At 42.8% G+C, this 24,765-nt stretch carries 18 protein-coding genes; 7 read left to right on the top strand and 11 right to left on the bottom strand.

From position 1 onward, the window contains the following. Positions 1 to 17: 17 nt before the first annotated feature. From FTU12_RS01530 to FTU12_RS01520, 3 genes are all read right to left on the bottom strand, one after another. Positions 18 to 686 carry an SCP2 domain-containing protein gene (locus tag FTU12_RS01530; protein WP_180002881.1) on the bottom strand — a complete coding sequence of 223 codons (669 nt, stop codon included), beginning with the start codon at positions 684 to 686 and terminating at the stop codon, positions 18 to 20. A gap of 16 nt (positions 687 to 702) precedes the next feature. Further along, the gene (gene ubiE / locus FTU12_RS01525) at positions 703 to 1,647 is read right to left on the bottom strand and encodes a bifunctional demethylmenaquinone methyltransferase/2-methoxy-6-polyprenyl-1,4-benzoquinol methylase UbiE (protein WP_180113603.1); all 945 of its coding nucleotides are present in this window, start codon (positions 1,645 to 1,647) and stop codon (positions 703 to 705) included. A gap of 225 nt (positions 1,648 to 1,872) precedes the next feature. Further along, positions 1,873 to 2,586 carry a hypothetical protein gene (locus tag FTU12_RS01520; protein WP_180113602.1) on the bottom strand — a complete coding sequence of 238 codons (714 nt, stop codon included), beginning with the start codon at positions 2,584 to 2,586 and terminating at the stop codon, positions 1,873 to 1,875. A gap of 205 nt (positions 2,587 to 2,791) precedes the next feature. On the opposite strand from FTU12_RS01520, the gene FTU12_RS01515 reads away from it, so the two are divergent. Continuing rightward, complete coding sequence (locus FTU12_RS01515; protein ID WP_180113601.1) at positions 2,792 to 4,210, top strand: phosphate--AMP phosphotransferase; 1,419 nt, start codon at positions 2,792 to 2,794, stop codon at positions 4,208 to 4,210. Between the two features lie 160 nt (positions 4,211 to 4,370). Here the strand turns inward: FTU12_RS01515 and FTU12_RS01510 are convergent, their stop codons facing one another. After that, complete coding sequence (locus tag FTU12_RS01510; RefSeq protein ID WP_180007073.1) at positions 4,371 to 4,892, bottom strand: hypothetical protein; 522 nt, start codon at positions 4,890 to 4,892, stop codon at positions 4,371 to 4,373. A gap of 179 nt (positions 4,893 to 5,071) precedes the next feature. Between FTU12_RS01510 and FTU12_RS01505 the strand changes: the two genes are divergently transcribed. From FTU12_RS01505 to FTU12_RS01480, 6 genes are all read left to right on the top strand, one after another. Next, positions 5,072 to 8,857 carry an exodeoxyribonuclease V subunit gamma gene (locus FTU12_RS01505; protein WP_180113600.1) on the top strand — a complete coding sequence of 1,262 codons (3,786 nt, stop codon included), beginning with the start codon at positions 5,072 to 5,074 and terminating at the stop codon, positions 8,855 to 8,857. After that, positions 8,854 to 12,624: a UvrD-helicase domain-containing protein gene (locus FTU12_RS01500; protein WP_180113599.1), complete on the top strand. Its 3,771-nt coding sequence runs from the start codon at positions 8,854 to 8,856 to the stop codon at positions 12,622 to 12,624. The genes FTU12_RS01505 and FTU12_RS01500 overlap by 4 nt, the downstream gene beginning before the upstream one ends. Before the next feature lie 140 nt (positions 12,625 to 12,764). Beyond that, entirely contained in the window at positions 12,765 to 14,546 is a 1,782-nt protein-coding gene (recD, locus tag FTU12_RS01495) for an exodeoxyribonuclease V subunit alpha (protein WP_180113708.1), read from the top strand. 898 nt (positions 14,547 to 15,444) lie between these two features. Continuing rightward, entirely contained in the window at positions 15,445 to 15,714 is a 270-nt protein-coding gene (gene rpsO, locus FTU12_RS01490; protein ID WP_005007057.1) for a 30S ribosomal protein S15, read from the top strand. 273 nt (positions 15,715 to 15,987) lie between these two features. Continuing rightward, a complete protein-coding gene (gene pnp / locus FTU12_RS01485; RefSeq protein WP_171262611.1) occupies positions 15,988 to 18,075 on the top strand; it encodes a polyribonucleotide nucleotidyltransferase in 2,088 nt (695 codons plus the stop codon). 137 nt (positions 18,076 to 18,212) lie between these two features. Next, the gene (locus tag FTU12_RS01480) at positions 18,213 to 19,481 is read left to right on the top strand and encodes a magnesium transporter CorA family protein (protein ID WP_180113598.1); all 1,269 of its coding nucleotides are present in this window, start codon (positions 18,213 to 18,215) and stop codon (positions 19,479 to 19,481) included. Between the two features lie 477 nt (positions 19,482 to 19,958). Here the strand turns inward: FTU12_RS01480 and FTU12_RS01475 are convergent, their stop codons facing one another. The 7 genes from FTU12_RS01475 to hslO form a co-directional block, all read right to left on the bottom strand. Then, complete coding sequence (locus FTU12_RS01475; protein WP_180002890.1) at positions 19,959 to 20,222, bottom strand: YdcH family protein; 264 nt, start codon at positions 20,220 to 20,222, stop codon at positions 19,959 to 19,961. A gap of 69 nt (positions 20,223 to 20,291) precedes the next feature. Then, a complete protein-coding gene (locus FTU12_RS01470; protein ID WP_078189792.1) occupies positions 20,292 to 20,630 on the bottom strand; it encodes a chaperone modulator CbpM in 339 nt (112 codons plus the stop codon). Positions 20,631 to 20,640: 10 nt separating this feature from the next. After that, on the bottom strand, positions 20,641 to 21,603 hold the full coding sequence (locus FTU12_RS01465; RefSeq protein ID WP_180113707.1) for a DnaJ C-terminal domain-containing protein: 963 nt from the start codon (positions 21,601 to 21,603) through the stop codon (positions 20,641 to 20,643). Between the two features lie 141 nt (positions 21,604 to 21,744). Continuing rightward, positions 21,745 to 22,209: a DUF2147 domain-containing protein gene (locus FTU12_RS01460; protein ID WP_168377965.1), complete on the bottom strand. Its 465-nt coding sequence runs from the start codon at positions 22,207 to 22,209 to the stop codon at positions 21,745 to 21,747. A gap of 188 nt (positions 22,210 to 22,397) precedes the next feature. Continuing rightward, positions 22,398 to 22,862 carry a DUF2147 domain-containing protein gene (locus tag FTU12_RS01455; protein WP_180113597.1) on the bottom strand — a complete coding sequence of 155 codons (465 nt, stop codon included), beginning with the start codon at positions 22,860 to 22,862 and terminating at the stop codon, positions 22,398 to 22,400. 284 nt (positions 22,863 to 23,146) lie between these two features. After that, positions 23,147 to 23,599, bottom strand: a complete 453-nt coding sequence (locus FTU12_RS01450; RefSeq protein WP_180041039.1) for a DUF2147 domain-containing protein — start codon at positions 23,597 to 23,599, stop codon at positions 23,147 to 23,149. Between the two features lie 261 nt (positions 23,600 to 23,860). After that, positions 23,861 to 24,736: an Hsp33 family molecular chaperone HslO gene (gene hslO, locus FTU12_RS01445; protein WP_168377962.1), complete on the bottom strand. Its 876-nt coding sequence runs from the start codon at positions 24,734 to 24,736 to the stop codon at positions 23,861 to 23,863. Positions 24,737 to 24,765 lie beyond the last annotated feature (29 nt).

Here is a 24,765-nt window from a genome sequence, read left to right as displayed (position 1 = left end):
TATGCAATTACCTAGTCTTAAGTGTTGTCTTGTAATGAGTCAATTTGGCTGTGCAGCTGCTGAATTTTTGCTTCTGCACGGTCCAGATTTTGATTCAAAATTCGGGTGTCTTGATTCAGGTCATCCATTTGCCAGCGTGGGGCAAGCAAGCCTGAATCTTCTTTTAACGCGTCTTCAGCAAAGAACAAATGGCTTTGTAAAGTACGTTTGAGATGTTTGGGTGCAAGTTGTAACTTACCAATTTCATGCGCAAGGCTTGGACCAATCCAAGGGCTTAGATGCGAAGCTAAATCAGGCTCAGCTTGCTGCATAATGCGCTGGATATCCTGCAATAAGTGATAATCACCTTGCAATGGAATATTGCCGACATCTTCAGCCAACAGCAGTTTGAGGAGCTCGACGACCGTTTTGACATGTAAGGTCGCCGTTGCTTCAGTTATGTTTGACTGCTGCTCGAAAGGGCGTTGCTCAAAGATGGATGCGGTTTCAGTATGTCCTGTTGGCGTCGGTTCTAAGCGAACTTTCTGATCGTCAAAAAACACATCCACCGACAACTGTGGTGAGTCGATCACCACACGAAGCATTTTGCCTTGCAATTCATTCAGTTGGATGCGGGTAATCGCATCCAAATCAATGACATGATGAATTAAGCGTTCAACTGCACCAAGTGCGAGAATCGACCACATAGTTCAGCCTGCAGTATTAAAGTTTGAAACCACGGTGTACAGCCACGATACCACCCGTTAAGTTGTGGTAATCACAGTTTTGGAAGCCCGCATTTTCCATCATACCTTTAAGAGTACGTTGGTCTGGGTGCATACGAATTGATTCTGCAAGGTATTTATAGCTTTCAGAGTCATTCGCTACGATTTTACCCATGATCGGTAATGCAGTGAATGAGTACAAGTCATACAGTTTTGAGAAAGGTTCAAATACCGGTTTAGAGAATTCTAAAATCAGTAAACGACCACCTGGCTTAAGTACGCGGTACATGGCAGCTAGTGCAGCATCTTTGTCAGTCACGTTGCGTAGACCAAATGAAATGGTCAATAGGTCAAAACTGTTGTCTGCAAAAGGTTCTAAAGTTTCAGCATTGGCCAAAACGAAATCGACATTGGTACAACCAGCATCAATGAGGCGGTCACGACCGACATTGAGCATCGATTCATTAATGTCTGAAAGCACCACATGACCTGTCGGGCCAACTTCACGGCTAAATACTTTGGCAAGGTCACCAGTACCGCCTGCAATATCTAGGACGTGCTGACCGCGACGTACACTAGACATGTTAATGGCAAAACGTTTCCATAGACGGTGAATACCAAATGACATTAAGTCATTCATGATGTCGTATTTTGCAGCCACTGAGTGGAAAACTTCCGCTACTTTTTGTGCTTTATCTTCGCTGCTCACGGTTTGATAACCAAAGTGCGTGGTTGCCCCAACGTTACCAGTATTCGCGCCACGTGGCAGATTATATTTGGGTACTGAACCTGTCACAGGTGTGTCGGTCAGACGTTGTTCTAAAGATTGTTGCTGACCTTGCGCTGTCCCTTGTGGTAAAGGCTCAGTTAAGAATGGACTCACTTTGTCTGTATTTTGTGCCGACTCAGGTGTAGGGGCAGGCGTTTGATTCTCGTTAGACATTAGAGTCACTCCTAACTTATAAATAGGGTTAATGTTGCTTTGCAAGCATGATGACAGATTCTCTGTTGTTATACAGCAGTCATTTGCATTTGTTATGAATAATATACAGAAAAAATAAGGGTCTGCTGTAATTGCTTTGCAAATCCCCTATAAAAAATCTGAATTCAGTCTTGCAAGCCCAGTTTGTTTTATATCAAACATGGGCTTTGTGGGATGTGAGTTTTGTTAAGCAGCTGGCTGAAATGGGTTCGGGTCTCCGGCATGTACACGGTCAACGATTTGACGTTCTACAGTGGTAAATTCACGGACAAATTTTTCTGCTGACTTGAGCGGTTTCATTGCCAAGAAGCCATCTTGCATAAAGTCGTACATCACTTCGAAGTTGTATTTGTTTGCTGCGCCTTTACACATTTTAAAGGCGGTATAGACCATAAATGAGCGCATGTATTTATCTAAATTACGACCTAAATCGTCCAACAGTTGCAGCTGCAACATGCGGTCTTTGCCCTGATCGAGCTTGAGATAGGTCTGACGCATCATTTCATCGGTCAGGGTTGGGTTGGTTGGATAATCTTGTAGTAATTGCATGGCCACTTGCTCATCGAGCTGTACGGCCAATATCGCAAGTTGTACACCCGAAGTGCCAGTCTTAATGGCATTGTCTGGAATCAATTTTTCTGCTTTATGCGCATAGCGGGTGAGACGTGCAATTTGTGCAGCTAATGCATCAAAATCAGGACCGCCATATAAACGGTTAATAAAATATTCAGACATCAGTACATTGTGTTTTTCAGCAAATTGCACAGCATGCGTACGTTGCATGCGCTGTTTTTGCCACTGTTGGACATCTTGTAAACGCTGTAAAATTTCTGGCTTTTTGTGGTAATTCAACTGGTAATACAGTTCAAGTAAATCATCTAATACCGCAAGTTTGGACATTGAGTGTCTCAATTATTTTTTAGATGTTTGAATCTTAGTGGGTGTTGGAGCTTAGGGCTATGACAAAGTGACGAAATTATAGGTCAATCTGAGTCAGTTTGTTGCAGAAACGGTCATATTTTGCATTTCAGCACATACATGAAAGCATTGTTGTGTGATGAACGGCATGGTTATACTCAAAACAGAATAAAACCAAGGGTCCGCCATGAGCTTAAAAGAAACAGAATTTCAATTGATGGATGAAGAACAACTCTCGGTTGAGCTAATTGAAGCGCAATATCAACTGAAAAATACCAGCCGTCAGCCTAATGCCAAAAGCGTGTTGATTTTAGTCAGCGGAATAGAGCTTGCGGGTAAGGGCGAGGCCGTCAAACAGCTCCGTGAATGGGTCGATCCACGTTACTTAAGGGTGAAAGCGGATGCCCCGATCATATTTAATCCAAAACAAACCTTTTGGCAGTCTTATGCACGGTTTATTCCTGCCGAAGGGCAAATCATGGTGATGTTTGGAAACTGGTATAGTGATTTGCTCAGTACCGCCATGCATGTGTCGAAGCCTTTGGATGAAACCTTATTTGATGAATATGTCGAGAACATGCGGGCTTATGAACGAGACCTAAAAAATAATCATGTCGACGTGATTAAGGTCTGGTTCGATTTGTCTTGGAAATCCTTACAAAAACGTTTGGATGAAATGGACCCGAGTGAAGCACGTTGGCATAAATTGCATGGTTTAGATTGGCGCAATAAAAAACAATATGACAACTTGCAACGTTTACGTCAGCGTTTTAGTCATGATTGGATCATTATCGACTGTGAAGATGAGCAAGTCCGTGATCAGCAATTTGCACAGTATATTTTACGCACTTTAAAACATTGTCCAACACATGAAACTAAAGCGGTAGGGCGTTGGAAACAAGCCAAAACACCACAGGCTTTATTGGAGCCAAGTACAGCCGTCGCTGATGAAGCCGATTATAAAAAAGAATTAAAAAAATTAAGCCGTAAGGTGGCTGAAGCTTTACGTTTTGATTCACGCAACGTGGTGATCGTGTTTGAAGGGATGGATGCCGCAGGGAAAGGCGGAGCAATTAAACGTATTGTTAAAAAGTTAGACCCACGCGAATATGAAATTCATACCATAGCAGCACCTGAAAAATATGAACTACGCCGTCCTTACTTATGGCGCTTTTGGAATAAAATTGTCCCTGAAGAGAAAATCACGATTTTTGACCGCAGTTGGTATGGTCGCGTCTTAGTTGAGCGGATTGAAGGCTTTGCCAATACGGTTGAATGGCAGAGGGCCTATGATGAAATCAACCGTTTTGAAAAGGACTTATATGACAGTCAAACGGTGGTCATCAAGTTCTGGTTAGCCATTGGAAAGGATGAGCAAGCTGTACGGTTTAAAGCCCGAGAAGAAACTGCGCATAAGCGTTTTAAAATTACTCCAGATGACTGGCGAAATCGTGACCGTTGGGATGACTATCTCAAAGCTGCTGCAGATATGTTGCAACGCACGAATACAGAATATGCGCCGTGGCATGTGATTGCGACCAATGATAAGCATAGTGCTCGTTTACAAGTGCTAAAAACGATTTTAGCGCAGTTGAAAGCAGATTGATTTTATGATGAAAGCAGATTGATTTTATGAAAAAAGCCACGCAATTCGTGGCTTTTTTCATTTTCAAAACTAGCTCATTTTCAGATTTACTTAATCTTCAGATCTATGGTTTAGATCACTTTGATTATTAAATCTTATAGATTTGCTAGACATCGCTCCGTTAACCATTGTTCGGCGTTGGGACAGGTTGGTTCGGAAATTTCTGTTGAATACGCTTCGCCAATTGGTAGCTTTCTTCCACATGGGTTTCAGCGACTTTTTTCATCACGATATAACCCAAACTGGCTGCCACCAATTGTCCACCTAGCGGAATAAATTTGGTCACTTGTTTGGTAATATATTTTGCTGCAATGTTATTCAGCGATTTTTTCATCGCGGTTCGTGCAACCACTAAGCCTGAAAATTCGACACCACGTTTACGCAGTTCCGTCCAATGAATCTGTTTGGTTTTCGGGTCATACACACTAATTTGATCTGGCGCTAAACCAAAACGCGCATTAATTTCTGGAATGAGCTGCGACAAAATTCCGACGTCAATCACCACATCCAAAAATGGCACAGGAATAATGGCTGCACCTGCTGAAAAATAAGCACGTTTTTTCACAAGCTCTAAGCATTCAGCGCGAATAATTTCCAGATTTAAGTTAGGGTCGATGGAATCAGGAATGTTATCAATTTTCATAAGCAGATACCCTTGATACTGGATTGGTTTTTTTCTCATAAAATATCATTAAGATACTTGTTTAAAAGCATTTTTTGCAATCTATTCTCTTGTCAAAGTCGCATAGACAGCCCAAGATGTATAGTAAATAATCATTGTTGTTTTGTAGTAGTTGGTCACGCAGGCTGTATAGGTAATCCATGGCAATACATGTAATTCAAAGTCAACGAATCGAAGTTTTGGTGGATTGTCTAATCGAAAAATTGAAATCGAATCAATCGACCAATGCTTTGTCCGTCTTGCAAGAACGACATATCGTGGTGCCCGATCAAGCCATTGCTGCATGGTTAGAAAAGCAAATTGCTGAAAAAATCAGTATTAGTGCCAATATTAAGCATCATCGTAAAATTTTAGGGCTGCAGTGGAAAGCCTACGATTGGGCCTTGCCGAATAAACAAGACCGTGAGCGGATTAAAGGTATCAACATGCCGCCGTTGATTATGCAATGGCGTATTTATAATGTTTTAGCGGTTTTTATTGCGGCTGATCAGTTTGATGCTGCACAGATGCCGACAGATGTGCAGCCCTTAGTCCAGCGTATTTTTGACAGTACAGCACAGCTTTCAGATCGAAAAAAACGTGAGCAAAAGCGGCAAGAAATGTTGTATTGGATCGCTGCTCAAGTCACTCGGCTTTTTACCAACTACATGGCCTTTCGTGGCAGTTGTATTCATACCCCAGATGAAGGTGTTGAGCACTGGATTTGTCCACATTGCGATACCGATTGGTTGAAGGCGTGGAGTTATAACCAGCCGTTAAATATTATGCAACTTACAGGTCTGAAACCTGAACAAGCCGATGAATATCTACCGACGCAGGCTCGACAACTGGAGCATTGGCAGCGTTGGTTATGGCATCAAGTATTCCAAAAAGACTTTAATGACCGTCAGGAAATAGACAATAAATTTTGGTTTGCCTTGGCGCGTGCTGAGCAAAATCGGCAGCAGCAGTTTGATTTGGATGCTGAGGATGATGAGCGCGATGATGATGAGCGTCATCAAACCTATAACGGTTTGCCTGAACAAATTTTTGTTTTTACGACCTTAGAATTACCACCTGCACAACTGAAATTTTTATATCGCTTGGCGGCGTATACCGAAGTACATTTGTTGTATTTCAACCCATCGCGTGAGTATTGGGCAGACATGGTCGATCCAGTTTGGAAAGATCGTTATAACTTGAAATTACAACAGCGTTATATTGAGCGAAATCCCAATGTCAGCACAGCGCAAATTCAGGCCTATCTGAGTACGACCAATGCCGAATTTCGTGAATCACAGCATTCACTACTGACGCGTTTAGGCAAGCGTGCGCGGGATAACTTTGCATTATTGGTGAATATGTCTGGTGGCGAAGGCTGGGAAGATATTTTTCCAGACACCGAGCCGACAACACTGCTCGCTCAAATTCAATATGACATCATGACCTTAGAAGAACCCGAGCAGCATCAATATGCACTCGCGGGGGCAGATGAATCGATTCAATTTCATGTCTGTCATTCTAGCCTGCGTCAGTTAGAGGTTTTACGTGAACAGTTGGTGCATTGGTTGGCCGATGGCACGGAACAAGAGCCACGCCATCCGAGTGATATCTTGGTCTTGGTGCCAAACTTAAAAGAACTGGAACCGCATATTCGGACGGTCTTTTCGACGACTCGAGGCATGGGTCGCAGTGCTGTGGATTTACCTTATATCCCAGTCAAAATTGCAGGGGTGGTCAGTCAAGATATTCAAAATGCATGGCAAGCCTTTGTTGGACGCATTGAAATTAGTCAAGGTCGTTTTACCGCAGAAGATTTTCATGATTGGCTGAATTTGAATGCGGTGCAAGAACTGTATCAGCTCGACCATGTGCAAATGGAACGTATGATGGAACTGCTGATTCAAGCTGGTTTCCGTCGTGGTTTAGACGAACAGCACATGTTGGCTTATTTGTCCGAGCAAGACCGAGATTATCGTTATACCTTTAAATTTGCATTAGACCGTTTGGCGTTAGGAATTGCGATACCACAACATGCCGTATTTGAGGACACCTTAAGTTTTGCAGGGGTGTCGAGTAGTGATTTTGAGTTGGTTCAAACTTTAATTCAGATCTACCGAGATATCAGTGCGCGTCGAGATTGGCTCAATCCGAATCTCAGCACACAGACTGTCAAAGTGTGGTTGCAACAATTAGATGCAGATTTAAAGCCTTTTGTGGAAGCCAGTGGTCGAGCATTTGAAACCATTCGCAGTGTGATGCGTGCGATGACGCAACGTCTGCATAATGCCCAAAGTGATAAAGTTGAGTCGCTCCCAAACAGCTTTAATTTGCCATTATCTTTGCTGCTCAAAGAAATACAACAAGGCATCGATAGCTCTGCCGATCAGATCGAACCGACAGGATCAGTGACCTTTGCGGACATGGGGAAAATCCGCCAAGTCCCATTTTCATTGGTGGTGTTAATGAACATGGATAGCGGCAAATTTCCGCGTCGTGATCAGCAAGTGCCTTTTGATTTGATGGATGTGTTTAAACCGGTTTTGGGTGATCGCTCTCGTTTGGAAGATGATAAAGGTGCATTTCTAGATGCCTTGTTATTTGCCCGACAGTCCTTGTGGATTTTCTATAATGGCTTTGATGTCAATGATGGTGAAAGTCGGGAGCCATCATCCGTGATATATGAATTTAGCCAGTTCCTCGCACGGATGATTCAGCCGCAGCAATTGAACCAACCCCATGATGCCATGCTGGATTTGGATGGCTTACGCATTCCACAGCAGCTCGAGCCGCTATACCATATTTATCCTTTGCAGCCTTTTGACCCGATGGGTTTTCAGCAGTCGAAAAACTTACGATATAAAGATCAATGGTTTGCTGTGGCGGAACATATTTTAGATCAGTCTGGACAACGCCAATCGTGGATTAACCGTGATTATCCTGTGCATGATGAGCAAGAAGTACGGGTTTTAGATGGTCAAGAATGGATTAAAGATGTGGTGTTTCCTGCCCGTGCATATTTGAAAACGCTTGGCGTGGCCAGTGTCTATACTGGTGACCAATTGCCGCAGCAAGAGCCTTTATTGCTCGACCGTTTACAGCAATATCATGTCCGTGACTTATTGCAAAAGCATTATGTGCAACCTGCCTCTCGTGTCCATCAAGCTGAGGATCAGAACTCTACGACTCCAACTGAACCGGATATGGCCTTGTTCCAAGATGTACTGCCTGTGGGACATAGTCAAATAGCGACTTGGAAGCTCAGTTTGCAAGAGCAGGCACAGTTATTAGAGCGTTTGGATGGACGCCGTGTAACCGTGACCACCCTACAAAACCTACAGCTTGAACCGCATTTGATACTGAGCATCACCGTGCCTGAAGACTCTCAGAGTATGCATTGGTTAAGCTGTATGGCGTCTGGGGCAAAGCCTAAGCGTCAGACGCAAACCTGGCTCGAATATCTGCTGTGGTTGAGCTATTTAGACTTAGGCGATGAGGGCGCGACGTATCGTCGTGAAGTGATTTGTAATGATAAAAGCATAGTCTGTTGTGGATTAAGCTCTGCACAAGCCAAGCTGCAGCTCAGTGAATGGGTGGCGATGTGGAAACATGCACAAAAACGTCCTGTGGTGCTGCCTGCTGCCTTAATTCGCCAAGAAAAATGCACTTGGGTGGAGAATGAAACAGGCCAGCTCATGCCAGATAATTTTGCAAAGCTTCAAGAGGAATGGCTGAAAAATCATAGTTTTGGTGGAGTGGAGTTGGAGTCGAATGAAGCCAATAGCCACCATCGTGATTGGAGCTTTATTTTACAGCAACAAGCGGCAGATGAGCTTCTGGCATTGTCCTGTCGTTATTATGCAGAACGTTTATATCATGTGATGGATACCGAGGCGGATGACGGCCTAAAAAAACTCAATGTCATCAAGCCTGAGGTGAAAAAATGAATATGCCACAGCAAACGATGAAAATATCCACCAACCCGATTGCAGACATGAGCTTTACCGGACTGCACTGGATTGAAGCCTCGGCGGGTACAGGAAAAACCTATACGCTTTCCAGTCTGATGGTGCGGATTTTTCTCGATCGCTATATGCCGAATCAGGTCATTGCCACCACTTTCACCCGTAAAGCCACAGCGGAACTCAAAGCGCGGGTACGACTGCGGATTGAAGAAACCCGTGGCTTTGTTAATGGCCTGCTCGCGGCACCTCAAAATGAGTTGGCCGAACTTCAGCAAAGTTTGAGCGACCCTTTGTATCAGCAAGTGCTGAAAGATCATGGGCATCACTTAGAATATGCGTACAATCGTCTGAACGTGGTCTTACAACAATATGAAGAACTCTTTGTCGGAACTTTAGACAGCTTTAGTCAAAAGTTATTACGTGAATTTGCCTTTGAAAGTGGTCGTATTGAACAGGTGCAAATCAGTGATGATGAAGACCTGCATATTGAACGGATCATTCATGATTTATTAAGAGATTGGATTCAGCAGCAGCCTGCGCATTTGATTGAATATTTGATGTTGAATCATCAGTTGAAAGGTCCTGAATACTATCTTAGTGTAGTAAAGGAAAGTCTAAATTTCCCATCGGTGGATTTGCGCGTCCCTGAATTACCCGAAAATGCTTTGGCGCATTTTGAAGCGATGTGTCATCAGCTTGCGCAAATGCTGCCTGCCGCTCGTGTAGAGCTTGCAGCGTGTTTTGATGCCGCAAGTCATTATAAAAACCTGGTGGACGCTCGACGTTTTAATAAAGGGGCATTTTTTGTCACCTTTAACACACGCATTCCCGAGTTTTTACAGCACTTTGAAGCAGCGGGTAGCCAAGGGGTTTTGACTCAGTCCGATGTGTTACAACAGACAATGAAAGCCATTCGCTCATTGTTTTATGATCCGAATAAAACTGAATTTAAGCCACGTGTCTTTAAAGACAAAGTCGTTGAAGAGCAGCCTGATGTCTCAAAAGCGTTTTATCAACATGCTTTTGTTCAACAACTCCGAGCGGTGCTCAGCGCTTATGAACATATCAATCAAGCAGAACAATACCTGAATTTTTATTTGGCGCAGGAAGTCAAAAAGCGTTTGCCTCAAGTGTTGTCCCACGCTGGGGAAACCACCTTTTCACAACAAATTCGGACCTTATCGGAAGCCTTACAGCAAAGCTCAGCCGTAGGGAAAGACAGTTTTGCTGCTCATGTTTTAGCACGATATCCGCTGATTTTAGTCGATGAATTTCAAGATACCAACCAAGATCAAGATGACATGCTGTCTAGCATTTGGCGGGTCAAGGAGCGCTTACATCAGGGCTGTATGATTATGGTCGGCGACCCGAAACAGGCGATTTATGGGTTCCGTGGCGGTGACATGCTGACCTATCGTAAAGCGCGTCATGATATTCAAACCAAGGGTGGACGTTGTTATACCTTGAACAAAAACCATCGTTCAGTCAAAAACTTGGTTGAAGTGGTGGATGCCTTGTTTCATCGGCAAACGGACTTTGGTGAGCAAGTTGAATACACCCCGATTCAAGCAGGTGAGCGTGAGCATCCGCCGCTGATTGATCATGATCAAGTCAATCCACAACCTCTGCGTTGGTTGGCTTTGGATGAAACGCTGAATGAAGCTGAGCAAGTGGCTTGGCAGATTCAGTCATTGCTCAACCAAGCGCAGCAAGGACATTTATATTTTCAAGACAACAATACCCAGCGAGCACTGACAGCAAACGATATTGCGGTCTTGGGGCAAAACCATTTCGACTTAGAGCAAGTGCAACAATGTTTATTGCAGCTCGGCGTTCCTTGTTATAAAGCATCTCGGGACAGTGTCTATAAAAGTTCCGTCGCACAAGATGTAGCCGCTTTGCTGACCGCGATTTTGAATCCCTATCAAGAAGCCAAGGTGAAACGTGCGCTGCTGAGCCGTTTATTGGGTTTTGATCTGAAACAACTGGTCGCACTCGAACAGCAGGCAGATGAACTGAGCGACATCATCGAAAAACTCGAACAGATTCGACAAATTTGGAATGAGCAAGGATTCCGCAGCGCGTGGAATAGCTGCATGACGGTCTTTCAGGTGTGGACGCGTTTGGTGGCTGGGCAAAGTCGAGATAATGAACGCACAGTGGTGAATTTACGCCATATCGCAGAATTATTAAGTCAGCAAAGTGAACATTACACAGGTGCACATAAGCTTTATCAATGGTTTATTCGCCAAATCAATTTAGGCATCAATAATGAAAGTACCCAAGAGCGAAAATTGACTGGGCAATTGGGGGTGCAACTGATGACGATTCATGCATCCAAAGGCTTAGAGTTTGGTTGTGTATTTTTATTGGGAGCAAATGCAGGCTTAAGTGAAAAAGGCAATTTGAATTTTTCCCTTAAAGACAATCAGCAAAAAAGCCTTGGGTTAGAACGTGTGATTGCCGTGAAGTCTTCGGACTTACCCGAAGATGATATTCAACAAAATGATGCGCGCAATGAAGCAGAGCACCATCGCTTGTGGTATGTGGCGTTGACCCGTGCCAGTTATCGTGTTTATGCCGTGCTACGTCATCATGAGGTCGAAAAGAAACAATTGGCAGAAGCACGCTCAGGACTGACTTTTTGGCGTGGAAGCGAACCTGATCTGTTCCAACATGCAGAAAGTGTGGATGCTGATGTTTTGCGTGCAGCACCACCAATTTTGACTCAGACTCAGGTTGAAACTGTTGTATTAGACGCGGAAGAAATTCCCAACAGCCATTTTTATCCACGGGAAACCACCAGTTTTACCGCGCTCACGCGTACGGCACATAAGACACATATACAACGTGACCAACTGGCAGCGGTCATGACCGAGCCAGAAGACAGTGCTGCCGATGAAGTGGAACAAATTGAAATCATTGAAGCAGAAACTGCAGAGAAAATTAGTTGGATTAAACGGCATTTTCCAAAGGGAACCAAGCCCGGAAGTTTCTTGCATAAATTGATGGAAAAAGTTCGATTTAGCACCCCAGAAGAGAAGTTGGCCAAAGCCATCGCATCACGTTTTCATAGTGATGTTGAGTTTGATTCGCCGCAAATGTTGCAAAACTTAATGAAACAGTTCGGGCAAACGGCAAACCCTGAGCAAGATGAAGCTGAACTGATTGAAGAAATGCGGGAATGGTACAGTCAAATTATTCATACACCATTGCATGATGGTTTTAGCTTGCATCAGTTAAACGATGGCGAATATCGTTCGGAAATGGATTTTCATTTGAGTATAGCAGATCGTGCATTGGCTATACGTAAAATACGCATGCTATTTGAAAGCCTAAAAGAGCCAGATTTACAAATACAAGATTTGAATGATGTGTTTACAGCACGCTATCTGACGGGGTCGATTGACTTGGTGTATTTTGATGGTCAGCGCTATCACATTGCCGATTATAAAAGTAATTTCTTAGGCGATCAGACCACACATTATGATCATGCCTATATTCGAGAAAGTATGAGTCATTCCAGTTACTGGTTGCAGGCGGCTTTATATTTGGTGGCCCTGCATCGTTATTTGAAAGCCGTAATGAAAGACTATGATATGACGCAGCATTTGGGTGGGGCGAGTTATCTGTATCTTCGTGGTATGGATGGACAGTCCGATCGTGGGGTATATCACTGGAAGCCGGCGGATACATTCATTCAAAACCTCGATGCAATATTGAGCGAAAAGGTTGTGGCTAAAACGTGAAAAAGCACGAAAAAGATAAAAATATTCACGCTGAAACAATAAGTTGCTTTGTGGATAAGTTTGAGGATAACTGTGTGGAAAATGATCAAAAAGCCTTGTCAGCACAGCCTTTGCACGCGGGACAAGAAAACACTGTAGAAATGCAGGTTTTAGTTACCCAAAATCCCCAAGAAACTGCTGATTTAGATGCGGTTTTGCCGGATTGGATTGACTATTTAATCCAACATTATTTACCCAATCAGGCCAGTCATCCTGCTGCAAATCAGTTAATTCAACAATTGATGCAAGCCGTGGAAAAAGGCGATAGTTGTATTTTGGCCGAAGATGCGCAGATTCAATGTTTGGCTCAGATGGTTCAGCATGAGCAAGCTGAAAAAACACCTGTTGCGCCTTTTATTTTTGATTCACAGCGACTGTATCTCTATCGCTATTGGGCACTAGAAAATGCTTTAGCCAAGCAAGTTGCACGTTTAAAACAGCAAACAGAGCAAAATCTCAATCAAACACAGATGCTTAATATTGAAAAGGATTTACTGACCGATCCCCATCAGATCCAAGCACTGCACATGGTGTGTCAGCACAATTTTAATATCATTACCGGTGGGCCTGGGACAGGTAAAACCTATACCTTGGCTCGGATTATTGCCGTGTTGAATGAGCAAAATCCAAATTTAAGAATTGCCATGGCAGCGCCGACAGGAAAAGCGGCGCAGCGCATGGAAGAAGCCTTACAAGCAGCGTTTAAAGATCCTGCATTGCAGCATTATTCGATTATTCACAAACATTTGAAACCCGTGACTTTGCATCGTCTATTGGGATTAGGGACGCGCGCTATCCCGCGGTTTAATGAACGTCAACGCTTACCCTATGACGTCATTGTGGTCGATGAAGCCTCTATGTTGGACTTAAGTTTGGCGCAGATGCTATTCGCGGCAATCCCTCAGAACAGTAAGCTGATTCTCTTAGGGGATGCAGAACAGTTGGCTTCGGTCGATGTAGGTGCAGTTTTGGCCAACCTTCAGGATGTGGATGCCTTACAAGCCAACCGCACCCATTTACAGACCAGCCGTCGCTTTGTACAGGGTGCAGCCATTGGTGAGTTTGCCCGTTTTATTCAACAACAAGAACAACAGCAAACAACCACAGAAGTTCTGGCGAAATTCGAACATCAGGTGGTATCTGCATCCGAACTTCAGCCGATTCAACTGACACCGAATATGAGCGATGTGATTCAGTTGCAATATCTCCCTGACGCTACGAACAGTGCGGCACATTGGGCAAAATATTATGATCAACTGATGTATGGTTTTCAGCCCTATGTGGCATGGTTAAAACAATGGCCAGAGCAACCCGCTGAATATGCAAATTGGTCAGCCCAATTGATTCGCTATTTTGATGATTATCGGATTCTATCGGCCATTCGACATGGAAAATTAGGCTTACACGAACTCAACCAGCAGATTGAACTTCGGGTCTTAAATACCTTGGGTGTGTTGAAACAAGGGGATTGGTATGTCGGTCGTCCAGTCATGATGACCTATAACGATTATCAACTTGGACTATCAAATGGTGATATCGGGATTTGCTTAAAACGACCGATGACGGAAAAGTCGCAGTTTGAGGTTTATTTTCCAAGTTTGGATAAATGGGTGGTGGCAACACGGTTACCTAAAAGTATAGAAACCGCCTATGCCTTGACCATACATAAGTCTCAAGGTTCTGAATTTACCCATACGGCGGTAGTTTTGGAAAATCATGCTACCGAAATGATGAGTAAAGAGCTGATTTATACCGCCATCACTCGTGCCAAAAAAGTGGTGAGTTTGCTTGTTGCAAAAGATGCATTGGCAAAAGCGCTTATAAAAAGAACAGCGCGAGTTAGTGGTCTGTTAGAAAAAATTAACAATCACCTACCTTTGTAAAGCCTAGGCAAAATGTACCGTATTTTGTAAGAAATGGCTTACATCGATTCAGGAGATTTGCGCATAGAGCTTTTTAGAGCTTTTTGAGAAGATGACTTCACAGAAAAAGAACTCAACACGGATGGTTGAGTAAAATCGCAAAAGTATAAGAATAACGTCAAAAGACAGCGAACTTACAGTGAAGTAAGGAAATAGGAAACTTACAGCCGCTAAGCCTTGTAGTTTTGGGAGAGACTACAGGGCTTTTTTATGTCTGGAAAATAAGAAATGCCTATACGCTGTAACAGAAAAGAAATAGAGCTTAACTGATGTACGAAAAAGCTTACATATAGATACGAAAAATACGACTTTTATCTAATAGCCGTTGTGGCAAAATCTACCACATAAGGAAGTGCAAGTTAAAACATGGAATGTTTGACATAAGGACGCGGAAAAGCGCCACATAAAACAATAAATAATAAAACAATAAATAATAAAACAATAAATAATAAAACAATAACTAAAAAAGAAGAAACTACAGCGCAAAAAAGCCCGAGCCTAGCTCGGGCTTTTTTTTAATCATTCCACTTTGAGTTTTGCATGCTAAACATCGAGTGGCAAAATATATCAAAAAATCAGTTTAAAATTCATTCAATGACATCGCATTCAACATGTTAGAAATATGCGGTTTTGTGTCGCATAAAGTATCGAAACATATAAAAAATTTATAATGGAATCGATGTGAAAAAAAAGGCGCTATTATCGTCATGAAAACCTGACGAAGTCGGCCATCTCTTTTTGCAATTGGGACGATTTTCCCTTAATATAATGCACTTGCTGTAGTGATGCACGGCAGTCAGCTGATTTATCAGTTGATTCGTATCAAAAGTTAACTTTATAAGCATCTCGGAGAAATCGAATGGCTTTAACAAACGCAGATCGCGCAGAGATCGTTGCAAAATTCGCTCGCGCTGAAAACGACACTGGTTCACCAGAAGTTCAAGTAGCTCTTTTAACTGCTCAAATCAATGATTTACAAGGTCACTTCAAAGAGCACAAACACGACCACCATAGCCGTCGCGGTCTTATCCGTATGGTTAACCAACGTCGTAAGCTTCTTGACTACCTTAAAGGTAAAGACGCTACTCGTTACAGCGCATTGATTGCTGCTTTAGGTTTACGTCGTTAATTCGATTTAAACTTTTATTTTCGGACTATTGCATGCTTAGTGCTGTATTACTGAAAACTAAAGTCTATCCAACCTTGGTTGGATAATGGGGAAGGGGCGTTGATTCGCTCCTTCTTTGTGTCTCAAATTAGTATTTTTAATTAATGTTTTTAATATCTAGTGAGGTCGGCTTCTAAGCTTTGTCATTTATGTTGCAGCGTTTGGGGCGTTGAGTGAATGCCAAACCTTAGGGGTCTCCACTAGAATAAAATCAGGAAAAAATAAAACATGTCGATGTTTAATATTATTCGTAAAGAATTCCAATACGGTCAGCATCAAGTTGTCCTAGAAACAGGTCGTGTTGCGCGTCAAGCGAACACTGTAATCATCACTATGGGTGGTGTACAAGTTCTTGTTGCCGTTGTTGCTCAACCAACAGCTAAAGCAGGTCAAGACTTCTTCCCATTGACTGTTAACTACCAAGAAAAACAATATGCTGCAGGTCGTATCCCGGGCGGTTACGGTAAACGTGAAGGCCGCGCGTCTGAAGCTGAAACTCTTATTTCACGCTTAATCGACCGTCCAATCCGTCCGTTGTTCCCAGAAGGTTACTACAACGAAATCCAAGTGACTGCGACTGTGATTTCTTCTGACAAAACGATGGATGCTGACATTGCTGCAATGTTAGGTACATCTGCTGCACTTGCAATTGCGGGTACGCCTTTCCGTGGTCCAATCGGTGGTGCGCGCGTTGGTTTAATCAACGGTGAATACATCCTTAACCCGAACCACGAACAGCTTAAAGAATCTGACCTTGACCTTGTGGTTGCAGGTACAGAATCTGCAGTATTGATGGTTGAATCAGAAGCGAAAGAACTTTCTGAAGACCAAATGCTTGGCGCTGTATTGTTCGGTCATGACGAAATGCAAATCGCGATCCAAGCGATTAAAGAATTTGCTGCGGCTGCTGGTGCAACAGAGTCTACTTGGACTGCACCTGCGAAAAACGAAGACCTTCGTGCAAAATTAAAAGAAGCGTTTGAAGCGAAAATCTCTGAAGCATACACAATCGCTGTTAAACACGATCGTTATGCAGCACTTGATGCGCTTCAAGCTGAAGCTGTTGCTCAATTTGTTCCAGAAGAAGACGTTGACGGTATCGCTGACGACTTAGCTGAATTATTCGAAGACCTGAAATACCGTACAGTACGTGACAACATCTTGTCAGGTAAACCACGTATTGATGGCCGTGATACTAAAACAGTTCGTGCGCTTGACGTACAAGTTGGCGTGTTAGACCGTGCTCACGGTTCTGCATTATTCACACGTGGTGAAACTCAGGCGTTGGTAACAACAACTTTGGGTAATACACGTGATGCGTTAATGGTAGATACATTAGCGGGTACGAAAACTGACAACTTCATGTTGCACTACAACTTCCCTGCATACTCTGTAGGTGAAACTGGTCGTGAATCTGGTCCTAAACGTCGTGAAATCGGTCACGGTCGTTTAGCGCGTCGTGGTGTACAAGCTGTACTTCCAGCAGCTGACCGCTTCCCGTACGTGATCCGTATCGTATCGGACATCACTGAATCTAACGGTTCATCTTCAATGGCTTCTGTATGTGGTGCTTCTCTATCACTTATGGACGCAGGTGTTCCACTTAAAGCGCCAGTTGCTGGTATTGCGATGGGTCTAGTCAAAGAAGGCGAGCGTTTCGCAGTGCTTTCTGACATCTTGGGTGATGAAGACCACCTTGGTGATATGGACTTTAAAGTAGCCGGTTCTGCAAACGGTATTACTGCACTTCAAATGGACATCAAGATCGAAGGTATTACTGAAGAGATCATGGAAGTTGCATTGAACCAAGCGTATGCAGGTCGTATGCACATCTTAAATGCAATGAACCAAGTAATTTCACGCGCTCGTCCTGAAATCTCTATGCACGCGCCTACATTCCAAGTGATCAACATCAACCCTGATAAGATCCGTGATGTGATTGGTAAAGGTGGCGCAACGATTCGTGCGATCACTGAAGAAACTAAAGCAGCAATCGATATCGAAGATAACGGTACAGTTCGCGTATTTGGTGAAACTAAAGCGGCTGCTTCAGCTGCTGTTGCGAAAATCCAAGCGCTTACTGCTGAAATCGAACCAGGTACAATCTACACTGGTAAAGTGATTCGTATCGTTGAATTTGGTGCGTTTGTAAACATCCTTCCAGGTACTGATGGCTTACTTCATATCTCTCAAATTTCTAACGAACGCATTGCGAACGTTTCAGACGTATTATCTGAAGGTCAAGAGATCAAAGTACAAGTTGCTGATGTCGACAACCGCGGTCGTATCAAATTAACCATGAAAGACATCGAACAAGCTTAATGGTTTGTTGATTCACAGGGTTTCGGCTCTGTGAATGGATTCACAAAAGCCTTGAGTGCAATCAGAGTATGAACTTTGACTTGCTCAAGGCTTTTTTTATGGCATCATGAAAAAGTAAACACAATAATAAATGAGATATGCAAACCTATTATTTTTTTCAGCATCCAACAGCCGCGCATATCTATGTGCAAGACCAAGTGCAATGTGAGCATTATCCTGAACTTGAGCCTGAGTTTATTTGGATTGATTGTACCCGTGAAGATGTCGTCAACCGCCCAGAGCAGTGGCAGAGTGATATTTTTCAGGCATCAGATCTACGGGTCAATGAATACCATCTGCGGGATATTTTAAATTTAGAGCATCCGTGTGCCTTTGACACACTCGATGATTATGATTTATTAATTTTTAGAAAAATGGTCACACCCGATGACCAAATTGTTGCAGGCGCCGACGCGCTTGAAAAGCATGAGCGGGTCTTTGGTTTGGCGACCACCCCGATCAGTTTTTTGATCACGCCCCAAGTGCTGATCACGGTGCGCGAAAAAGGCAACAAAGCCATTGAAAGTTATATCCAACGGATTGAAACTTTAATTTCTCGTCCGATTGATGAACAAAATAAACCACGAAAATTAGCCATTACACCCTTAGATTTGGCATTGCGCTTACTGAATAATATGGTAGATGGATACTTGGATTTACGTGTTCCTTTGACCCGCCGTGTCGAGTTTTGGCAGCGAGAATTGCTGCAAGGGCATCGACGGTTTACCAAGTGGCATCAACTGTTGCAGGAAAATATGGCCTTTCAGCAAGTGGAAAACTTGTGTGAAGAGCAAATTGAAGCCTTGCAAGAACTGCGTGATGAAGTTGTGGATAATTACCCGCATTTGAAAGGCAAAAAGCGCAGTGAAAAGCAGGATATCATGCTGGTTCGCGTAGATGATTTAACTAGCCATATCGAACGCATTCAAAAACACACCACACGATTACGCAGTGCCGTGCAGGCCGCCATTGATCTGCATTTTTCAGCCGTTGCTAACCAAACCAATGAAAATATGCGGATTCTGGCGATTATTACGGCGATTTTCGCACCATTAACCTTATTAACTGGTATATACGGTATGAACTTTGAGTTTATTCCGGGACTCAAATCGCCAACCGGTTTTTGGATCATGCTCGGCATCATGCTGATGACCACGATTTTACTACTGTATTATTTTTATCGACGGCATTTGGTCGGGCGCGGTGAAAAAAGTGTGATTGATATGTTGGCACAGCAGCACGGCGATCAACACATGAATCTGTTTTGGTTTATGGATTATGAACCAATCAAACAGACGGTGAAAGGCACAGTCAAAGGTACGGTTAAAACCATGAAAGAAATTGAGAAGCTGACGAAACTCAAATAATTCGTGTCAGCTTCTCTGATGGGTGGGTCTGCTTTAAATCCTTTGATAACTTCGAGACTCACCAAGGGTGCATATTTGAGTTTGCCTTTGCGTTTTAAGCACACTTCGACCAAGGGCTTGTACGGCATTGGGCGTATTGCAGTAAGTGTTCCACTATACGTCCCGTCGGCATTTTTGACGATGGTCACATCACCGCGTGAATATCCTGTTTGGTCATCCATGGTTTTTCAAATACTCGTTTATCACTGGCATGTAATAGACTACTGAAACTGAGTAATGCCACCCAATAGGACATGATGCATGTGCATGATGAATCCTTTGTCATGATGTAATTGTTTTACATTTTGTTTTTTAAAGAATCTGCAGTACAACGCGATTTGACCGATCCTTATAGTCTTAGCAATTCAATTGCTTAGCCTCGTGGGTTGTACTGCGAACGACATGCATCATGAAAATTCCCCTATACGAGTCGATATCTCAAGATATATCATCATTTTCATTACTTTTCAGTAAGCGATAAATTTCATCTTTTAGCTTTAATTTCTTACGCTTAATGGTCTCAATATCCGTGTTGTAGTGATTAACAGGATCTAATTCCAATTGAATGATTTCGCGATCCAACTCATCATGTTCTTCAAAGATCCGCGCAAAATGCGGATTTTCATCACGTAACTGAGTGACCAAATCACGGTACTCAGGAAACATGTTTTTGACTTTTTTATTGCAATCTCGTGTTTTCATGGTTGTCGATCATTTCCTCTACAAGAAAAAAGAAAAACGCCCTGCAGGACAGAGCGTTCACGAATACATTTAGTGCGAATGAAGCTGTTGGTGTTTCACTTGGCGACGTAGTTGTTGGACTTCATCAATCAGGTCGAGCATCATGGCGACCGCAGTAAAACTGGCATCGAAATCTCGTTGAAGCCGATAGGCACGCCGTGCGCGAGATATATCATCGCCAAAAAATTGATGAATCCTGTCTTCTGAACGGCTAGGCAGAATATCGTATTCGAGTAGTTGCAGAACCCATTCTGGACTTTGCCCACAGGCAGAGGCAAAGTGTTGTAGATCAAAACTACTTTTTTCGTCTACGATTTCAGTCTGTTTACATCCGTCACAGACAATTTCACGATAATGAATTGTTGTCATGGTGCTCTCCTTAAGACTGTCGTGGATTAAATGACGGAAAAGCTTGAGCAAAAGCCGCATAAGCTTGTTGCTCTTGTTCTGTTTGTGCAGCTGGTATCACTATATTTAAAACCAGGTAAAGCTGTCCGGGTGTTTTGTTTGGTATCCCTTTGTCCTTTAATCGTAGCTGCTGTCCAGTACGCGCATTTTTAGGAATCTGTAGCTCTAATGTTTTGCCATCAGGACTGGTAAATGCAATTTTTTGACCCAATGCTGCTTCCCAAGGACTGATATTCAGTTGTTGGAAAATATCAGCACCTTCTACACGGGTTTGCTCGGTTTGTTTATACAAAATTTCAATGTATAAATCACCAGCAGCTCCACCGTTATAGCCAGCTTGCCCTTGGCCGGAGAGTCGAATTTGTTGACCTGATTTCATGCCTGCAGGAATTTTGACTTGTAGGGTTTTACGTTGAACTTCAGGCTCACCATGGGCATTTAAGCTCGGAATCTGCAAGGTGATATTCTGCGTTGCACCATGAAATGCGATTTCTAAATCCACTTCTAAACTGGCGTGTTGGTCTTCACCACGGAAGCTCTTGGTTTGGCGGTTTGCACGTTGATACTGATAGTCACCGCCACCAAAGCCTTGCCCAAAACGACCAAACAAGTCTTCAAATCCACTAAAGTCCGCATGCTGACCATCACTCGTCGATTGGCGATAAAACTGAGATTGGTCAAAACCACCTTGGTTGCCAGCATTAAACCCAGCAAATCCTTGAGGATGATCGAGTTCAAAATCGTATTGTTTTTTCTTTTCGGCATCACTTAAAGTGTCGTATGCAACATTAATCGCTTGCATACGCGTTTCGGCATCAGCTTCTTTGCTGACGTCAGGGTGATATTTACGCGCCAATTTTCGATAGGCTTTTTTAATTTGATCTGCCGAAGCATCTCGGGCGATCCCTAAAGTTTGATAGTGATTGTCTGGCATACTCTCTGTATAAATATTAATCATGTTTTAATCAATATAGAAGGGTTCATCAAACTGTCATAGGGGCAAACTGCAGCATATTGTTTCAAAACATGACAATAAAAAAGCCTCACGAGGAGGCTTTTAAAAACACATTTAAAATTAATATTTTATCCAAGTGACACTACGACCAATCACAGATACACCAACATACCCACGTATAGTTAAATGTTTTCCTGAAGCACTAAGTCTTGCTTTGCCTTTATAGATTTTTCCACCAATCGGGTCCAGAACTTTACCGTTTTGGAATTCACGTGGATTTTTTGGATCTTGTTTAAAGTCCCAAATAAATGGCAAGCCGATAAAAGGTTTATTTTTCAATTCACCTGGGCAGTTCGAGCAGACGCCCATTTTTTCAGTGCCAGGGACATTGCGTGTGGTGACAATGATGCCTTCATAGCTTCCATCGGCTTTTTTGCGAATTTCAACGTCTGCACGTGAATATCCGGTGCGGTCATCGACAGTTTTCCACTTACCCACTAGCGGATCGGTTTCCGCAGCGATTGACAATCCTGACAAAGTGCTAAGTACTATTCCGGCAAATAATTGTTGATATATTTTTTTCATTTCATCCCCTGAAAATTCAGAATTGTGTTTTTAGAGTAAGTTGCCTAATTTATATATAAAGCCCTACAAAATCAATGTGATGGTTTGTGATGTATTTGGCAGATTTTTTTAAAACACTGCTTTAATATGGAGTTTTTACTCTAATTTTTAAGTTAAAAAAGGCCTTTAATGATTTAAAGGCCTAGTGCTTAGTTTTTGACCCAAGTGACATTGCGTCCAATTGCAGAGCCTTCAGTACGACCATTAATGATCAAATGCTTGCCATTATTCATTAAACGAGCGCGTGCATTGTAGTGCTTGCCTGATTTGGGATCGAGCATCACTCCACCCACAAATTCATTGGGCTTTTCTGGATCAGCGCTTAGGCCGCTTAAAGTGGTTAAACCGACCATGGGTTTATTTTTCTGAGCACCGGTGCATTGCGTGCATGTCGAAACATTTGCTGTTCCGGGGATGCTTCGGCTTTGGATAATGGTGGCCGAATACAGGTCATGCTTATCTTTGCGAATCACCACATCGGCAAGGGAATATCCTGTTCGATCATCAATGGTTTTCCATGTCCCCACTAAGGGGTCAATCGCTGCAAAAGCAGAGGATAAACTGCAGATGGAGAACATGCCGAACAGGATAGAAGGGAGGAATTTAACAGCCATATAATTACCCACATTACACAAAAAGCGGATGCCTAAAACTTAAAGGCATAAAAATATTATGGTTTTAATGTAGCCTGAAATAATATGAATATTCTAGTGATTTTTTAAGAATTGGTATTTATATTTTGAGCCAAAACATGAACGAGTTGGCGCTAAATGAGGTTTATGCTGAACGTCTACGCACTAGTAAAATAGTCGGAATTCATCTCAAAGTAGATTATTATCGGCATGATGAACTCGTCTGGAGTTGAGTTCATCATGCCAATGAAAGCCAAATGGCGACTTTAGTTGACGCGGATCCAAGATACCGTCCGGCCGAGAAGCGTGGTTCCAACATAACCTCGAAGTGTCAGGACATTGCCGCGCGCATTCAATTGCCCTTTACCTTGATAAGTATTGCCTGAAAGTGGGTCGATCACCTTGCCATCGGTGTACGCATTCTCTTTTGCATTATGTTTAAAGCCAGAGAATATCGGTAAACCAATTAAGGGTGCATTTTTGAGTTTACCTTCGCATTTTTCACAAATCGTGGTGACAGGGCGGTTGGGGATGGCATGCACTTTGGTGATTTTACCGCTATAGCTGCCGTCTTTTAATTTAGTGATTTGGACTTCAGCACGAGCATAGCCTGTTTTATCATCTATGGTTTTCCATGTCCCGACGAGGTCTGCTGCATGTGCTGTCATTGGGCCAAAGTAGAACATGGCTAAAGCAATAGCGAGTGTTTTGAGTTTCATAATTTATCCAGTTTTTTTTACATTATTTTTCAATTAAAAATAAAGCTTTGTTGGTTTTTTTGACTTTATTTCTGGCGCGATATTTCTGGCGCGATTCTACTCGAAAAAAAATTGATCGCAAATACAGCTGATCATGTTGATGCTTTATAGTTCGAACCCATTCGACTAAGCGCAAGAAAGTAGTAGGTCTAAATTTTATCGGGACAATAAAAAAGCACCCCGAAGGATGCTTAGATTTAGGCTTTCAATCATCACGATGATTTAGCTGAGGTGTTGACCAAAAAGGGATAAAGCTTCTTCTGCCGTAAAGGTATATTTTGTATTACAGAATTGGCAGTCCATTTCAATTGGGTTTTGAAACTCTAAGGTTTCACGAACTGCAGCAACACCAATTTGTTCAAGTGCTGTCGCACAGCGTTCTTTTGAACATGTGCAGCCAAATTTTAAGGCTTCAGTTTCAGGTAGACGAACTTCTTCTTCGTTATATAAACGATATAAAATTTCGTTTGCAGATAAAGACGTTAACTCTTCTGCTTTTAATGTCTCGGTCAGCATGGTTAAACGTGGCCATAGGTCTTCATCGACACGGCGTTGTTCTTCTTCGCTATTCCGAGGTAATAACTGGATCAGCAAACCACCTGAACGACTGTTGCTGCTTGCTAAGACGATACGTGTTGGGATTTGTGCAGATAAATCATAATATTGCATCAAGCAACCCGCTAAAGTCGGTTTGTCTAAAGGTACAATCCCTTGATAACGCTCACCAAATTCAGGCTCGATATTAATGAAAAGCACAGGGTTTACCAAGGCTTTGAGTACCGTGCTGCTGTCTTCAGCGGCTTGAAAGTGCGGGTCTTCTTCATAATCTGCAAGTGCGCGAACTTCACCGAGATGATTACATTCCGCCATTGCCCATTTAAATGTGCCTGCAGCCTGAATTTGTAAGCTAATACGACCTTTAATTTTTAAGGTACTGGCCAACAAGGCAGTCGCGCTGAGCATTTCACCCAAGAGAATTTGTACAGCAGGTGCATAGTCACGCTGTGCAAGAATCGTTTGTAGGGCTTCTTCAAGATGAACCACTTCTCCACGAACAGGGCTATCTTCAATAAAAAAGCGTTGGCGTAAATCTGACATAAAATTCTCCATAACCCTGCTTTAATGGT

Origin of the sequence: Acinetobacter sp. YH12063, assembly GCF_013419715.1 — a bacterium.
In the GTDB taxonomy this organism is placed as follows: Bacteria; Pseudomonadota; Gammaproteobacteria; order Pseudomonadales; family Moraxellaceae; genus Acinetobacter; species Acinetobacter amyesii.
This window is presented reverse-complemented; position numbering and strand designations above follow the sequence as displayed.

Excerpts from the sequence above, each read along its gene's own strand:
- FTU12_RS01455 (WP_180113597.1), bottom strand. The coding sequence starts at position 22,862 with ATGGCTGTTAAATTCCTCCCTTCTATCCTGTTCGGCATGTTCTCCATC.
- hslO (WP_168377962.1), bottom strand. The coding sequence starts at position 24,736 with ATGTCAGATTTACGCCAACGCTTTTTTATTGAAGATAGCCCTGTTCGT.
- FTU12_RS01475 (WP_180002890.1), bottom strand. The coding sequence starts at position 20,222 with ATGAAAACACGAGATTGCAATAAAAAAGTCAAAAACATGTTTCCTGAG.
- recD (WP_180113708.1), top strand. The coding sequence starts at position 12,765 with ATGCAGGTTTTAGTTACCCAAAATCCCCAAGAAACTGCTGATTTAGAT.
- pnp (WP_171262611.1), top strand. The coding sequence starts at position 15,988 with ATGTTTAATATTATTCGTAAAGAATTCCAATACGGTCAGCATCAAGTT.
- FTU12_RS01505 (WP_180113600.1), top strand. The coding sequence starts at position 5,072 with ATGGCAATACATGTAATTCAAAGTCAACGAATCGAAGTTTTGGTGGAT.
- rpsO (WP_005007057.1), top strand. The coding sequence starts at position 15,445 with ATGGCTTTAACAAACGCAGATCGCGCAGAGATCGTTGCAAAATTCGCT.
- ubiE (WP_180113603.1), bottom strand. The coding sequence starts at position 1,647 with ATGTCTAACGAGAATCAAACGCCTGCCCCTACACCTGAGTCGGCACAA.
- FTU12_RS01510 (WP_180007073.1), bottom strand. The coding sequence starts at position 4,892 with ATGAAAATTGATAACATTCCTGATTCCATCGACCCTAACTTAAATCTG.
- FTU12_RS01515 (WP_180113601.1), top strand. The coding sequence starts at position 2,792 with ATGAGCTTAAAAGAAACAGAATTTCAATTGATGGATGAAGAACAACTC.
- FTU12_RS01500 (WP_180113599.1), top strand. The coding sequence starts at position 8,854 with ATGAATATGCCACAGCAAACGATGAAAATATCCACCAACCCGATTGCA.
- FTU12_RS01520 (WP_180113602.1), bottom strand. The coding sequence starts at position 2,586 with ATGTCCAAACTTGCGGTATTAGATGATTTACTTGAACTGTATTACCAG.
- FTU12_RS01460 (WP_168377965.1), bottom strand. The coding sequence starts at position 22,209 with ATGAAAAAAATATATCAACAATTATTTGCCGGAATAGTACTTAGCACT.
- FTU12_RS01465 (WP_180113707.1), bottom strand. The coding sequence starts at position 21,603 with ATGCCAGACAATCACTATCAAACTTTAGGGATCGCCCGAGATGCTTCG.
- FTU12_RS01470 (WP_078189792.1), bottom strand. The coding sequence starts at position 20,630 with ATGACAACAATTCATTATCGTGAAATTGTCTGTGACGGATGTAAACAG.
- FTU12_RS01530 (WP_180002881.1), bottom strand. The coding sequence starts at position 686 with ATGTGGTCGATTCTCGCACTTGGTGCAGTTGAACGCTTAATTCATCAT.
- FTU12_RS01450 (WP_180041039.1), bottom strand. The coding sequence starts at position 23,599 with ATGAAACTCAAAACACTCGCTATTGCTTTAGCCATGTTCTACTTTGGC.
- FTU12_RS01480 (WP_180113598.1), top strand. The coding sequence starts at position 18,213 with ATGCAAACCTATTATTTTTTTCAGCATCCAACAGCCGCGCATATCTAT.